The following is a 14,151-nucleotide window of genomic DNA, read 5'->3' on the forward strand; positions in this document are numbered from 1 at the left end:
AAGCGACCCGCGAGCTACCAGTGCTCTGCGACCTTCGCCAGCCCCTGCTCAAGCGTGGCTACTTCGCCAGTCGCAACCAGGCAGCATGCCAGCTGAATACGCAGCGACGACGGCAGCGGTTCGCTCCCCGTCATGCAGCGCTCAATCCAGCGAGCGGTCACCTGCGGGTCTTTTGATTCCGGGAGGGCCACAGGCGCCTCCGCGACCTCTGTTTGCCGTTCATACAAGACCTGCGTTTGCGCTCCCGCAATCAGGCTAATCTGCGGACAACGCTGCGGGTTGGCATACACCTCACCCTCCGTACCGTGCATCAATAACGCCCGGCCGCCGGTCTCGGCAAAAAAGGCGGCTACCCGGCCGACATACTCCGGATGCGAGACGCTCGACAGACGCAGCGCCGCATCTTCGGCAAACGGCGTCGCCAGTTTCGCCAGAGTATGCGCACTGTTACGTACCCCCATCCGCCAGCGCAGGGCCAGCTGCTTCTCCAGTGGTGGGCAAAATGCGCCGACCGGAATATAGACCGGCTCGTGACTGTCCAGCCGGGCCTGCGCCTGGCCGGCATGTATCGTTGCCGGAATGCCCATCAGCTCAAAAATCGTCTCGCTCAGTACCCGGGTTGGATCGTGGCTGACGCCATGGACCACCACCGGGAAGCCGAGCTTATGCAGCAGCACCGCCAGCAGCGGCGTCAGGTTGGCCTGTTTACGCGCGCCGTTATAGCTGGGGATGACAATCGGCATCGGCCTGGCGACGGGCGGCGTCAGACGCAAGGTCTTCTGCTGCATGGCTTCGTAGAAGCCTTTCATTTCTGCTTCGCCTTCGCCTTTAATGCGCAGGGCGATTAAAATCCCGCCCAGCTCCAGCTCGGCCACGTCGCCGTCGAGCATTCGCGAGTAAAGCGCGCGGGCAGTATCCACATCCAGGTCACGCGCGTGATTTTTCCCGCGCCCGACTTCTTTAATGATCTTGCTGTAGTCCATCGAAGACTCCTGTTAGCTGCTCACATCGCCGACATCGCATTATTATCGCCGTTTACGGCGGGTCTGTTTGGCTTTCGTATTGACGGTAACCTCAGGGACGGCAGGCTGTTCTATTGGAAAAACGGGCAATGCATTCAGTAGACGCTTACCATAATTTTTGGTCAACAAACGCTTGTCATAAATCACCACTTCGCCCCAACAGCTATGGCTGCGGATAAGGCGCCCGACCTGCTGGATCAGATTGAAAGAGGCGCTGGGCAGACTTTGCACCTCGAACGGGTAGCGATTCAGGCTCTTGAGCCATTCCCCTTCGGTAATCACCACCGGGCTGTCGATCGGCGGAAACGCGATTTTATGAATATGCACCTGGCTGAGCAACTCACCTTTGAGATCCAGCCCTTCGGCAAAGGACTGAAGCCCCACCAGCACGCTGCGCTCGCCGCCTTCAACCCGCTTGCGGTGCAGTTCCACCAGCCGGTAACGCGGTTTGTCACCCTGTACCAACAGTAGCAAACGCAGGTCGGTGACGTGTTCCAGAAAACGTTGCATCGCCCGGCCGCTGGCAAACAGCACCAGCATCCCGAGGTGTTTTTTACTCTCGACCTGTTCGCGGAAATAGGCCGCCATTTCGGCGATATGCTGCTCTTCGGTATCGATCAGCGGCTCGTAGTGCATCTGCGGGATAATGATTTTGCCCTGCTCGACGTGGTTGAAGGGGGAGTCCAACGCCACAAAGCGGTCGCCCGCTTTCTCCTTCAGACCGCTCATCTCCTGCAGACGAGAAAAACTGTTTAACGAGCGCAGCGTCGCGGAGGTGACGACAATATGCGGCACGCTGCGCCACAGCAATCTTTCGAGCTGGTCGCTGACGCGAATACCCACGCAGTGGAACCAGATATGCGCCTGCCCGTCACGCATATCGCGCGTGACCCATTTCGTCACCGGCGCGCCGGAAGACTGGGCCAGAGACGCCAGCCGCCACAGCTTGCTCTGGCTTTCAAACATCCCCAGCGCGCGGTTCATCTGCAACAGTACCCGGTGCAGACGGACCACATCGTGGCTGCCGGTTTTCTCGCCGAGATCGGTGAGGAACAGCTCCGCCAGCCCGCGCAGCATGTCGGTGAGTTTTGCCAGCCGCTGGCAAATGTCCATCACCTCCTGCGGCAGTTCGCCCATCGGGAAGCGATGCTCGGCTTCCTGACCGGCGGGCAGATACAGCGCAAGAATGTTGTTCAGCGAGGCGATCAGCTCATACAGCTCTTCGCAGTGGCTGGTCAGCCGCTCGGGGTTCGCCAGCGGTGGCGTAGTTTTAGGGCGGAACTGCTCCATGCAGGTCGCCACCAGCTTGCTGAACAGGTCCAGCTGCAGCCGATACCACGGGGCGGTCATCTCGGCGCTCATCTCCAGCGCATCGCGGGCGACGTCCGGGAGATGATGGCCTTCATCGAGCACCAGCAGCAGGTTTTTCGGCTCCGGCAGCACCGCTTCGCTCTCCATCGCCGCCATCACCAGCGCATGGTTCGCCACCACCACTTCCGCTTCCTGGATTTCGCGCCGGGCGACGAAAAACGGACATTCGCGGTAGTAGTGACAGTTGCGGTTCAGGCAGCTGGCCTTATCGGTGCTCAGACGGCTCCACAGCGCATCGTCGACGGGTTTATCGGTATGATCGCGCAGGCCGTCCCAACGGTAGCTATCGAGGTCGCTTTTCAGCGTTGCGCACAGCACCTGCTCGGCCTGATTCTTCGGCGTCAGGTCATCATCCAGAAACGCCAGCAGGTCCTGCTGGGTGGGTTCGGTGCTGGCCAGCGCCGTCAGGTTTCGCGGACACACGTAGCGCCCGCGCCCAAAGGCGGCGGTAAAACGCAGATCAGGGATGATTTTACGCAGTAGCGGCAGATCTTTGCTGTAGATCTGATCCTGCAGCGCCACGTTGGCGGTACTGACCACCAGCGTTTTCTGCTCCTCACGGGCGATAGCAATCCCGGGGATCAGATAGGACAGGGTTTTCCCGACGCCGGTGGGGGCTTCAATTGCCAGGTGTCGTCCTTCTTCCCCGGTGAGCGTTTTCGCCACATCAGCAATCATCTGCCGCTGCGGTGGACGGGGAATAAAGTCCGGAATCTGTTCCTGAAGCGCCTTATACCAGGCGGCGATTTGCGTTTTTAGCGCAGTGGTCAAAGCCATGAGAAAACCTGAATACTGTATAAACAGCCACTATTGTGACACTTTTTGCCGGCCGGGAGGAATTTCTTTCTGCGTAATGTGGAATGAGGCTCGGGAATTGATAACGCCCGGGCGCGAATCGCAGGGCAAGCAGGAAAACGCCCCGGATGACGGCGTGATGACCACCATCCGGGGGAAGTTATATCACCAGACTACAACCCGGTGACATAACCGCGGGAGATACCGTTATTCAGCCGCTGCGGGTTTACGCGGACGACGGCGACGCTGCTGTTCGCCGGTCGGTTTCGCATCACCGATACGACGGGAAGGTCTGGCTCCGGCTTTCGGCGCATCGCCTTCCTGACGACGTGGAGCAGACTGCTGGCTGCGGCCCTGAGCGTTACGCCCCTGCCCCTGACCGCCGCGACCCTGGCTCTGACCACGACCACCGCCGCCGCCACGTTGCTGGCGACCGTTTTGAATCGGCTCGGCTTTGATCGACGGGTCCGGCGCATAACCTGCAACCGCGATACGTGGGATCTCTTTTTTCAGCAGACGTTCGATGTCGTGCAGCAGCTTATGCTCGTCGACGCAGACCAGCGACAGCGCTTCGCCGGTGGCAGCAGCACGACCGGTACGACCGATACGGTGAACATAATCTTCCGGTACGTTCGGCAGCTCGTAGTTCACTACGTGCGGCAGCTCTTCGATATCCAGACCGCGCGCGGCGATATCGGTGGCCACCAGCACGCGAATGCTGCCGGATTTAAAGTCGGCTAAGGCACGAGTACGGGCGCCCTGGCTTTTATTACCATGAATGGCCGCGCTGCGAATGCCGTCTTTATTCAGCTGCTCTGCCAGATGGTTGGCACCGTGCTTGGTACGGGTAAAGACCAGCACCTGCTGCCAGTTACCTTCGCCGATCATCTGTGACAGCAGTTCCCGCTTGCGCTTCTTATCAACGAAATGCACGTGCTGCGTCACCTGCTCGGAAGCGGTGTTGCGGCGAGCGACTTCGATCTCCAGCGGGTTATGCAGCAGCTTTTCCGCCAGGGCTTTAATGTCGTCAGAGAAGGTCGCGGAGAACAGCAGGTTCTGTCGTTTAGCCGGCAGCTTCGCCAGCACGCGACGGATATCGTGGATAAAGCCCATGTCCAGCATGCGGTCGGCTTCGTCCAGTACCAGCACCTCAACCTTATCAAGGCTGACAGCATTCTGATGTTCAAGATCCAGCAGGCGCCCAGGGGTCGCCACCAGCACATCCACGCCGCTGCGCAGTTTCATCATCTGCGGGTTAATGCTCACGCCGCCGAAGACCACCAGCGAACGGATATTCAGGTACTTGCTGTAATCGCGAACGTTTTCGCCGATCTGGGCCGCCAGCTCACGGGTTGGCGTGAGGATCAGCGCACGCACCGGGCGACGGCCTTTGGCATGCGGCTCTTTCTGGATCAGATGCTGCAGCAGCGGCAGCGTAAAGCCCGCCGTTTTGCCGGTGCCGGTCTGGGCGCTGGCCATCAGATCGCGACCCTGCAACACCGCAGGGATCGCCTGCTGCTGAATTGGGGTTGGCTCAAGGTAACCTTGTTCAGCGACGGCGCGCAGGATATCAGGGTTCAGGCCAAGGGAATCAAAAGACATAACAACTCCAAACCGCCCCGGCCCATGACAGGCGTAGTTTTCGGGGAGATTATTGCAATAAGAGATGGCAAAAACCACAATGCCATGAAGGGGCGCAGTCTAGCAGGTTTTGTGACGTAGCGCATAAAATATCCCCTCGGGGTTTTTCCGCCGGATAATCCTCGTCCCCCTGCCCGGCAACGTCGGATGTCACAGAACGTCACAGAGAGTATTCACCATTCTGGACAGTTCCGCGAACCGGATATATTCTTAATCAATCGATTGATTAATTCTTTAACGCCGCGATGAATACGACACCTGCAACCACCAAAGGCGAACAAGCCAAAAGCCAGTTGATTGCCGCCGCGATCGCCCAGTTTGGTGAATACGGTCAGCATGCAACCACCCGCGATATTGCCGCGCAGGCCGGGCAAAATATCGCCGCGATCCCCTACTATTTCGGCTCGAAAGATGACCTGTATCTCGCCTGCGCGCAGTGGATTGCCGATTTCATCAGCCATAATTTTCACCCTCATGCCGATGCGGCAGAAGCGCTGCTGAATACCCCGTCACCGGATAAGGCCGCCATTCGCGGGCTGATCCTGCGTGCCTGCCAGAACATGATTTTACTGCTGACCCAGGACGACACGGTGAATCTCAGCAAATTCATCTCTCGCGAGCAGCTCTCGCCGACCCCGGCCTATCAGCTGATCCACAGCCAGGTGATCGCCCCGCTTCACCGCTACCTGACCCGTTTAATCGCCGCGTTTACCGGTCTGGACGCCGATGACACACAAATGATCCTCCACACCCACGCGCTGCTGGGGGAAATTCTCGCGTTCCGTCTCGGGCGGGAAACCATTTTGCTGCGCACCGGATGGGCGCAGTTCGACGAAGAAAAAACTGAGCAAATTTACCAGGTTGTCGCCTGCCACATTGATTTTGTTCTGCAAGGGTTATCGCAAAGGAGTCTGGGATCATGAAAAAACCCGTCGTTATCGTGTTGTTAGTTTTGCTGCTGATCGCCGCATGCGGCGGCGGCTGGTGGTGGTATCAAAGCAGTCAGCATCGGGAGCTGACCCTGTATGGCAACGTCGATATTCGGACCGTCAACATGAGCTTCCGCGTTGGCGGACGGCTGGCGTCGCTGGACGTTGATGAGGGCGATAAGATTCAGGCCGGGCAGACGCTGGGCCAGTTGGATCGCGCCCCCTATGAAAACGCCTTACAGCAGGCGCAGGCCAATGTCTCCACCGCCCAGGCGCAATACGACCTGATGATGGCGGGCTACCGGGCGGAAGAGATAGCCCAGGCCGCCGCCGCGGTTAAACAGGCGCAGGCCGCCTATGACTACGCGCAAAACTTCTATCAGCGCCAGTTGGGGTTGCGCCAGAGCAGCGCTATCTCGGTGAACGATCTTGAAAACGCACGCTCCTCCCGCGACCAGGCGCAGGCGACGCTGAAGTCTGCTCAGGACAAACTGCGTCAGTATCGCGCCGGTAACCGCCCGCAGGAAATTGCCCAGGCCAAAGCCAGCCTTGAGCAGGCGCAGGCGGCCTTAGCGCAGGCGAAGCTCGATCTGCACGACACCACGCTCGTCGCCCCGTCCGATGGCATGCTGATGACCCGCGCCGTCGAGCCGGGCAGCATGCTCAGCGCCGGCGGGACGGTCATGACGCTGTCGTTAACCCATCCGGTGTGGGTTCGCGCCTACATCGATGAAAAAAATCTCGGCCAGGCGACGCCCGGACGTGAAGTGCTGCTGTACACCGATAGCCGCCCGAACCAGCCCTGGCACGGCAAAATTGGCTTCGTCTCACCGACGGCTGAATTTACGCCGAAGACCGTAGAGACGCCGGATTTACGTACCGACCTCGTCTATCGTCTGCGTATTATCGTGGCCGATGCCGATGATTCGCTGCGCCAGGGGATGCCGGTTACCATCACCTTCAGCAACGGGAACGGACATGAATGAGGATGTTATCACCCTCAGCGGGCTGACCCGTCGTTTTGCCGGCATGGACCGCCCCGCCGTGGCGCCGCTTAACTGCACCATTCACGCCGGCTACGTGACCGGGCTGGTAGGCCCTGACGGCGCGGGGAAAACCACCCTGATGCGCATGCTGGCTGGCCTGTTGAAGGCCGACGGCGGCAGCGCCAGGGTGCTCGGTTTCGATCCGATTGCCGACGACAGCGCGCTGCACGCGATACTCGGCTACATGCCGCAGAAATTCGGCCTGTATGAAGACCTGACGGTAATGGAAAACCTCACGCTGTATGCCGATCTGCGCAGCGTCACCGGCGAGGCGCGCAAACAGACCTTCGCCCGGCTGCTGGAGTTTACCTCCCTCGGCCCCTTTACCGACCGGCTGGCGGGGAAACTGTCCGGCGGCATGAAGCAGAAACTGGGCCTCGCCTGTACCCTGGTGGGCGAGCCGAAGGTGCTGCTGCTCGATGAACCCGGCGTCGGCGTTGACCCAATCTCTCGCCGCGAGCTGTGGCAAATGGTGCACGAACTGGCGGGGGACGGGATGCTGATCCTCTGGAGCACCTCCTACCTTGATGAAGCGGAGCAGTGCCGCGACGTGCTGCTGATGAACGAAGGCCAGCTACTGTACCAGGGCGAGCCGAAAGCCTTGACCCAGACCATGGCCGGGCGCAGCTTCCTCGTTTCCAGTCGCGAAGAGAACAACCGTCGCCTGCTGCAGCGCGCGCTGAAGCTGCCGCAGATCAGCGATGGCGTTATTCAGGGGAAATCGGTACGGCTGATCCTCAAAAAAGAGGCCACCATTGACGAAGTACAGCACAACAGCCAGATGCCGGCGCTGGAAATAGCCGAAACCATCCCGCGCTTTGAAGATGCCTTTATCGATCTGCTGGGCGGCGCCGCCACCGCCGAATCGCCGCTGGGGGAGATAATCCACCGCGTCGAGGGCAACCATGATGAGACGGTCATCGAAGCCCAAAGCCTGACCAAAAAATTTGGCGACTTTGCCGCCACCGACCACGTCGATTTCAGCGTCAAGCGCGGGGAAATTTTCGGCCTGCTCGGCCCCAACGGCGCCGGAAAATCCACCACCTTCAAGATGATGTGCGGCCTGCTGGTTCCGACCTCCGGCAAGGCGCTGGTGCTGGGGATGGATCTGAAAGTCGGCTCCGGCAAGGCGCGCCAGCACCTGGGCTATATGGCGCAGAAGTTTTCGCTGTACGGCAACCTGACCGTGGAGCAAAACCTGCGTTTCTTCTCCGGCGTGTACGGCCTGCGAGGCCGGGCGCAGAACGAGAAAATCGCCCGCATGAGCGACGCCTTTGGGCTGCAAAGCATCGCCAGCCATGCCGCCGATGAGCTGCCGCTCGGTTATAAGCAACGTCTGGCGCTGGCCTGCTCGCTGATGCATGAGCCGGATATTCTGTTTCTCGATGAGCCGACATCCGGCGTTGACCCCATCACCCGCCGTGAATTCTGGCTGCATATTAATAGCATGGTGGATAAAGGGGTCACGGTGATGGTCACCACCCACTTTATGGACGAGGCCGAGTATTGCGATCGCATTGGCCTGGTGTACCACGGCAAACTGATCGCCAGCGGCACGCCGGATGCCCTGAAGGCGCTGGCGGCGAACGATGAACAGCCCGATCCCACCATGGAACAGGCGTTTATCACCCTGATTCACGATTGGGATAAGGAGCATGCTCGTGAGCGCTAAGATCCTGTCATGGCGACGCGTCCGCGCCCTGTGTGTCAAAGAGACGCGACAGATTATTCGCGACCCCAGCAGCTGGCTGATTGCAGTGGTCATCCCCCTGCTGCTGCTGTTTATTTTTGGCTACGGTATTAACCTCGACTCCAGCAAGCTGAAAGTCGGCGTTCTGCTGGAGCAGCGCAGCGAAGAGGCGCTGGATTTCGTGCACACCATGACCGGCTCGCCCTATATTGACGCCACGGTCAGCGACAATCGTCAGCAGCTCATTCAGCTGATGCAGGCGGGGAAAATTCGCGGCCTGGTGGTTATCCCGGTCGATTTCGACCAGAAGATGGCGCGCCCCGGCGACGATGCTCCGATTCAGTTGATTACCGATGGCAGCGAGCCCAATACCGCCAACTTTGCTCAGGGCTACATCGAGGGCATCTGGCAAATCTGGCAGCAGCAGCGGGCAGAGGATCGCGGTGAAACCTTTGAACCGCTGATTGATGTCCAGATGCGCTACTGGTTCAACCCGGCTGCCATCAGCCAGCACTTTATTATTCCCGGGGCGATTACCATCATTATGACGGTGGTCGGCGCGATTCTGACCTCGCTGGTGGTGGCGCGCGAATGGGAGCGCGGCACCATGGAGGCGCTGCTGTCGACCGAGATCACCCGCGCCGAACTGCTGCTATGTAAGCTGATCCCCTACTATTTCCTTGGCATGCTGGCGATGCTGCTGTGCATGCTGGTGGCGGTCTTTATTCTCGGCGTGCCGTTTCGCGGTTCGCTGGTGATCCTGTTTTTGATAACCAGCCTGTTTTTACTCAGCACGTTGGGAATGGGCTTGTTGATTTCGACCATCACCCGCAACCAGTTTAACGCCGCGCAGGTGGCGCTCAACGCCGCCTTTCTGCCGTCGATTATGCTCTCGGGGTTTATTTTCCAGATCGACAGTATGCCGGCGGTGATCCGCGCGGTGACCTACGTGATCCCGGCACGCTATTTTGTCAGCACCCTGCAAAGTCTGTTTCTGGCGGGCAATATTCCGGTGGTGCTGCTGGTGAACACGCTGTTTTTAATTGCTTCGGCGGTAATGTTTATCGGCCTGACGTGGCTGAAGACCAAACGACGCCTGGATTAACATGACGCGCCAACCTGAAATAACAGGCCGTTTACAGGGAGACTGACTATGTTCCATCGCCTATGGACCTTAATCCGCAAAGAACTGCAATCGCTACTGCGCGAGCCGCAGACGCGGGCGATTTTGATTATGCCGGTCCTGCTTCAGGTGCTGCTGTTTCCCTTCGCCGCCACCCTGGAAGTCACCAACGCCACCATTGCCATCTACAACGAAGACAACGGTCGTCATGCGGTGGAGCTGACCCAGCGTTTCGCCCGGGCCAAGGCATTCACCCACGTGCTGCTGCTGAAAAGCCCGCAGGAGATCCGCCCGACCATCGATGAGCAAAAAGCGTTATTGCTGATCCGCTTCCCGGCGGATTTCTCACGCGACCTCGACACCAACCAGACCGCACCGCTCCAGCTGCTGCTCGACGGGCGCAACTCGAACAGCGCGCAGATCGCCGCTAACTATCTGCAGCAGATCGTCAAAAACTACCAGCAGGAGTTGCTGGAAGGGAAAGCGAAACCAAACAACAGCGAGCTGATCGTCCGCAACTGGTACAACCCGAACCTCGACTACAAGTGGTTCGTGGTGCCGTCGCTGATCGCCATGATCACCACCATCGGGGTGATGATCGTCACGTCGCTGTCGGTCGCCCGCGAGCGCGAGCAAGGTACCCTCGATCAGCTGCTGGTGTCGCCGCTGGCCACCTGGCAAATTTTCGTCGGTAAAGCGGTACCGGCGCTGATCGTCGCTACGCTGCAGGCCACCATCGTGCTGGCGATTGGCATCTGGGCCTATCAAATCCCCTTCGCCGGGTCGCTGATGCTGTTCTACTTTACGATGGTGGTTTACGGGCTGTCGCTGGTGGGCTTCGGGCTGCTGATTTCATCCCTGTGCTCAACGCAGCAGCAGGCCTTTATCGGCGTCTTCGTCTTTATGATGCCGGCGATTTTGCTCTCCGGTTACGTTTCGCCGGTGGAGAATATGCCGCAGTGGCTGCAGGACGTGACCTGGATAAACCCGATTCGTCACTTTACCGATATTACCAAGCAGATATATCTGAAGGATGCGAGTCTGGATATTGTGTGGGGAAGTTTGTGGCCGTTGCTGGTGATTGCCGCCACCACCGGGTCGGCGGCGTATGCGATGTTTCGCCGGAAGATAGCCTGAACGCTTGAGGGGCTCCCCGTCATCGTTCAGGCTGTCTCAGCCACAGGTTATCTGTGTTTATGCGGATTCACGGCGTTGCTACCCTGATGCAGTCCGAAGGCTTTAGGGTAACGACTTTTATCTTTCGCCAGCAGGGATACCACCGCCGGACCTGCCAGAATCGCCAGGCCAGCCACGGCCAGCAGCAGATTGTTATGCAGCACGCGGGACAGCAGCCACAGCACGATCACCGCCACGCCAAAGTACCAGGTGGTGGTGAGCTCCTCAAGGAAGTCACCGACGTCACGCCAGCGTGAATCATGGTGACGCTGTAAAAACAGCATCGACAGTAACGTGACGCCATACAGCACGCACAGCCCTAATCCGACGTGCACCAGCACGCCACTCATCCAACCCATCACCAGTACTGCCACGACCAGTAGATGCAACATAATCTGCCAGCAACTGAGTCCAGTTGCGACGCGTACACGTTGTTGCCACTTCATGGCTTCTCTCCTGAAGGATCTTTATCTATAGCTCAGAGTACCGCACTTTACGGAAAATTCCGTAACACCGCATCTTTTTGTGACACCTACTACACTATTTCATTCAGGAAAGTGACATTGACTGGAGAAATATGGTCGAGAAATCGCACGGATGGTCGTTCAATGTACTGACCCTTAACATTCATAAAGGGTTCACGACGTTTAACCGACGCTTCATGCTGCCGGAGCTGCGTGACGCCGTCAGAAGCGTCAGCGCCGACATCGTGTGTCTGCAGGAAGTTACCGGGGAGCATACCGTTCACCCGCAGAATGTCGATAACTGGCCGGACGATCCCCATTATGAATTCCTGGCCGACTCGCTGTGGAGCGACTACGCCTACGGGCGCAATGCGGTCTACCCGCAAGGGCACCACGGCAACGCTGTCCTCTCCCGCTTTCCCATCGAATATCATGAAAATATCGATATTTCCGTGGGCGACAGCGAAAAGCGCGGCCTGCTGTACTGCCGGATCGTGGTACCGGAAAGCACCGTGGCGCTGCACCTGCTGTGCGTGCACCTGGGCCTGAGCGCCCGGCAGCGCCGCGCCCAGCTGGCGATGCTCGCCGGGCGGGTTAATCGCCTGCCCGCCGCAGAACCGGTAGTGGTGGCCGGAGACTTTAACGACTGGCGCCAGCAGGCTAACCACCCGCTGAAGGCCCAGGCCGGGCTGGAGGAGATCTTCACCCGCGCCCGCGGTCGCCCGGCGAGAACCTTCCCGGCCGGGTTTCCGCTGCTGCGCCTGGATCGGATCTACGTGAAAAATACCCGCGCCAGCCAACCAACCGCCCTGGCGCGTCATCCCTGGCGTCGCCTGTCGGATCATGCTCCGCTGAGCGTGGAGATTCAGCTATGAAATGCCGTTGGCAGGAAGGAAACCGCATCCGTTTACTGGAGAATGGCGATAACTACTATCCGGCCCTGTTCGCCGCCATTGCCCGCGCGCAGCGCAAAGTGATCCTCGAAACCTTTATCTGGTTTGAAGATGATGTCGGCTGGCAGCTCCACGCGGCGCTGCTGCAGGCCGCCCGGCGCGGGATCCAGGTGGAAGTGCTGCTCGACGGCTACGGCTCACCCGACCTAAGCGCCAGTTTCGTCGATGAACTGAGCGCCGCCGGCGTGATATTTCGCTACTACGATCCGCGCCCGCGGCTGCTCGGCATGCGCACCAATCTGTTTCGCCGCATGCATCGCAAAATCGTGGTGATTGATGAAACGACGGCCTTTGTCGGGGGCATTAACTACTCCGCCGAACACATGACCGATTATGGCCCGGAAGCAAAACAAGATTACGCCGTGCAGGTCGAAGGGCCAGTGGTTCTGGATATTCTGCAGTTTGAGCTGGAAAACCTGCCTGACAACGCCTCAACCCGCCGCCGCTGGCTGCGCCGCCGACACCCGCCGGAAGTTAACCGCAGCCCCGGTGAGGCCCAGGCGCTGTTTGTCTGGCGGGATAATCATGAACATCGCGATGATATTGAACGGCATTATCTGAAGATGCTGACCAGCGCCCGCCGGGAAGTGATCATCGCCAATGCCTACTTTTTCCCCGGCTACCGGCTGCTGCATGCGATGCGCAATGCCGCCCGCCGCGGCGTGCGGGTGAAGCTGATTGTGCAGGGCGAGCCGGATATTCCCATTGTTAAAGTCGGCGCCCGCCTGCTGTATCGCTATCTGGTCAAAGGGGGCGTGCAGATATTTGAGTACCGCCGCCGCCCGCTGCACGGCAAAGTGGCCCTCGCGGACGATCACTGGGCCACCGTCGGCTCCAGCAATCTCGACCCGCTGAGCCTGTCGTTAAATCTCGAAGCGAACCTGATTATCCACGATCGCGAGTTCAATCAGACCCTGCGCGACAATCTTGACGGGCTTATCGCCCAGGACTGCAAGCAGGTGGATAAATCGATGCTGCCCACCCGCAGCTGGTGGAATCTGGGTCAGAGCGTGATTGCCTTCCACTTTTTACGTCACTTCCCGGCCTGGGTCGGCTGGCTGCCAGCCCATACGCCGCAGCTGGCGCGGGTCAACCCGCCGGTTCAGCCGGAAATTGAAACTCAGGATCGGCTGGACGCACAAAATCAGGAAGTGTAATTGCAGGCAACGGCGTGCAGGAGATATCGCCCCGGTAACGCAATGCGTCCCGGGGCTGATAATGGTGATGGGGTTTCTTAACGGCGGTTGCCGAAAATACGCAACAGCATCAGGAACAGGTTGATAAAGTCCAGATACAGCGTCAGGGCGCCGAGTATGGCGTATTTGCGCAGCGTTGAACCGTCGCGGGTATCGATCTGCTCGCCGATGTTTTTCAGCTTCTGGGTGTCATAGGCGGTCAGGCCGACAAAGACAATCACCCCGATATAGGTAATCACCCACATCAAAGCTTCACTCTTCAGCCAGAAGTTAACCAGTGACGCCAGAACAATACCAATCAAGCCCATAAACAGCATGTTGCCGAAGCCGCTGAGATCGCGTTTGGTGGTATAGCCGTACAGGCTCATGATGCCAAACATCCCGCCGCTGATCACAAAGGTGCTGGCAATCGACGAGTAGGTGTAGACCAGAAAAATGCTGGATAGCGTCAGCCCGGTCAACGCCGAATAGAGCATAAACAGCGTGGTCATTACCCCAGCACTCAGCCGCTGTACCATCCCGGAGAGCACGAAGACCAGCGCCAGCTGGGCAATAACCAACCCGATAATGACCAGTTGGCTGGAGAAAATAAACATTCTCACCGCCGGGGTATTGGCGGCAAACCAGGCAATAAAGGCGGTCAGCAGCAGGCCGACCGTCATCCAGCCGTAAACCTGAGCCATATAGGTTTGCAGGCCGCTTCGCACCTGAACGATGGAATCTGAACGTGGGAATCTGTCCATGA

Annotated in this window: 12 protein-coding genes; 7 read left to right on the forward strand and 5 right to left on the reverse strand. The window is 58.9% G+C overall.

Going from position 1 to position 14,151, the window contains the following annotated elements:
* Positions 1–14: 14 nt before the first annotated feature.
* From ybiB to rhlE, 3 genes are all read right to left on the reverse strand, one after another.
* Positions 15–983 carry a DNA-binding protein YbiB gene (ybiB, locus tag HF679_RS10945; RefSeq protein WP_187042971.1) on the reverse strand — a complete coding sequence of 323 codons (969 nt, stop codon included), beginning with the start codon at positions 981–983 and terminating at the stop codon, positions 15–17.
* 42 nt (positions 984–1,025) lie between these two features.
* Positions 1,026–3,170, reverse strand: a complete 2,145-nt coding sequence (gene dinG, locus HF679_RS10950; protein WP_187042972.1) for an ATP-dependent DNA helicase DinG — start codon at positions 3,168–3,170, stop codon at positions 1,026–1,028.
* A gap of 225 nt (positions 3,171–3,395) precedes the next feature.
* Positions 3,396–4,790 carry an ATP-dependent RNA helicase RhlE gene (gene rhlE, locus HF679_RS10955; protein WP_187042973.1) on the reverse strand — a complete coding sequence of 465 codons (1,395 nt, stop codon included), beginning with the start codon at positions 4,788–4,790 and terminating at the stop codon, positions 3,396–3,398.
* A gap of 284 nt (positions 4,791–5,074) precedes the next feature.
* Here rhlE and cecR point away from each other — a divergent pair, with 284 nt between their 5' ends.
* The 5 genes from cecR to HF679_RS10980 are packed head-to-tail and all read left to right on the forward strand — an operon-like array spanning position 5,075 to position 10,754.
* Positions 5,075–5,752 (forward strand): transcriptional regulator CecR, encoded by a 678-nt coding sequence (cecR, locus tag HF679_RS10960; RefSeq protein WP_123756058.1) that lies wholly within the window; start codon positions 5,075–5,077, stop codon positions 5,750–5,752.
* Entirely contained in the window at positions 5,749–6,744 is a 996-nt protein-coding gene (gene hlyD, locus HF679_RS10965; protein ID WP_123756057.1) for a secretion protein HlyD, read from the forward strand. The genes cecR and hlyD overlap by 4 nt, the downstream gene beginning before the upstream one ends.
* Positions 6,737–8,476 (forward strand): ATP-binding cassette domain-containing protein, encoded by a 1,740-nt coding sequence (locus tag HF679_RS10970; protein ID WP_123756056.1) that lies wholly within the window; start codon positions 6,737–6,739, stop codon positions 8,474–8,476. The genes hlyD and HF679_RS10970 overlap by 8 nt, the downstream gene beginning before the upstream one ends.
* Positions 8,466–9,599, forward strand: a complete 1,134-nt coding sequence (locus tag HF679_RS10975) for an ABC transporter permease (protein WP_174508437.1) — start codon at positions 8,466–8,468, stop codon at positions 9,597–9,599. The genes HF679_RS10970 and HF679_RS10975 overlap by 11 nt, the downstream gene beginning before the upstream one ends.
* A 48-nt stretch (positions 9,600–9,647) precedes the next feature.
* Positions 9,648–10,754 carry an ABC transporter permease gene (locus HF679_RS10980; RefSeq protein ID WP_154143434.1) on the forward strand — a complete coding sequence of 369 codons (1,107 nt, stop codon included), beginning with the start codon at positions 9,648–9,650 and terminating at the stop codon, positions 10,752–10,754.
* A gap of 47 nt (positions 10,755–10,801) precedes the next feature.
* On the opposite strand, the gene HF679_RS10985 is transcribed toward HF679_RS10980, so the two are convergent.
* On the reverse strand, positions 10,802–11,239 hold the full coding sequence (locus HF679_RS10985) for a YbhQ family protein (RefSeq protein WP_123756053.1): 438 nt from the start codon (positions 11,237–11,239) through the stop codon (positions 10,802–10,804).
* Positions 11,240–11,370: 131 nt separating this feature from the next.
* Between HF679_RS10985 and HF679_RS10990 the strand changes: the two genes are divergently transcribed.
* Together HF679_RS10990 and clsB are read left to right on the forward strand one after the other, a co-directional pair.
* On the forward strand, positions 11,371–12,132 hold the full coding sequence (locus HF679_RS10990) for an endonuclease/exonuclease/phosphatase family protein (RefSeq protein WP_123756052.1): 762 nt from the start codon (positions 11,371–11,373) through the stop codon (positions 12,130–12,132).
* Positions 12,129–13,367 (forward strand): cardiolipin synthase ClsB, encoded by a 1,239-nt coding sequence (gene clsB, locus HF679_RS10995; RefSeq protein WP_123756051.1) that lies wholly within the window; start codon positions 12,129–12,131, stop codon positions 13,365–13,367. The genes HF679_RS10990 and clsB overlap by 4 nt, the downstream gene beginning before the upstream one ends.
* 77 nt (positions 13,368–13,444) lie before the next feature.
* On the opposite strand, the gene HF679_RS11000 is transcribed toward clsB, so the two are convergent.
* Complete coding sequence (locus HF679_RS11000) at positions 13,445–14,149, reverse strand: Bax inhibitor-1 family protein (RefSeq protein WP_123756050.1); 705 nt, start codon at positions 14,147–14,149, stop codon at positions 13,445–13,447.
* Between the last annotated feature and the right edge of the window lie 2 nt (positions 14,150–14,151).

This window comes from Enterobacter sp. JUb54 (assembly GCF_014298075.1).
Taxonomy (GTDB): Bacteria; Pseudomonadota; Gammaproteobacteria; order Enterobacterales; family Enterobacteriaceae; genus Klebsiella; species Klebsiella lignicola.

What these genes read in the sequence shown, in the direction of transcription:
- HF679_RS11000 (WP_123756050.1), bottom strand. Translation starts at nt 14,149, where the DNA reads ATGGACAGATTCCCACGTTCAGATTCCATCGTTCAGGTGCGAAGCGGC.
- HF679_RS10985 (WP_123756053.1), bottom strand. Translation starts at nt 11,239, where the DNA reads ATGAAGTGGCAACAACGTGTACGCGTCGCAACTGGACTCAGTTGCTGG.
- HF679_RS10970 (WP_123756056.1), top strand. Translation starts at nt 6,737, where the DNA reads ATGAATGAGGATGTTATCACCCTCAGCGGGCTGACCCGTCGTTTTGCC.
- cecR (WP_123756058.1), top strand. Translation starts at nt 5,075, where the DNA reads ATGAATACGACACCTGCAACCACCAAAGGCGAACAAGCCAAAAGCCAG.
- HF679_RS10990 (WP_123756052.1), top strand. Translation starts at nt 11,371, where the DNA reads ATGGTCGAGAAATCGCACGGATGGTCGTTCAATGTACTGACCCTTAAC.
- ybiB (WP_187042971.1), bottom strand. Translation starts at nt 983, where the DNA reads ATGGACTACAGCAAGATCATTAAAGAAGTCGGGCGCGGGAAAAATCAC.
- dinG (WP_187042972.1), bottom strand. Translation starts at nt 3,170, where the DNA reads ATGGCTTTGACCACTGCGCTAAAAACGCAAATCGCCGCCTGGTATAAG.
- clsB (WP_123756051.1), top strand. Translation starts at nt 12,129, where the DNA reads ATGAAATGCCGTTGGCAGGAAGGAAACCGCATCCGTTTACTGGAGAAT.
- hlyD (WP_123756057.1), top strand. Translation starts at nt 5,749, where the DNA reads ATGAAAAAACCCGTCGTTATCGTGTTGTTAGTTTTGCTGCTGATCGCC.
- HF679_RS10980 (WP_154143434.1), top strand. Translation starts at nt 9,648, where the DNA reads ATGTTCCATCGCCTATGGACCTTAATCCGCAAAGAACTGCAATCGCTA.
- rhlE (WP_187042973.1), bottom strand. Translation starts at nt 4,790, where the DNA reads ATGTCTTTTGATTCCCTTGGCCTGAACCCTGATATCCTGCGCGCCGTC.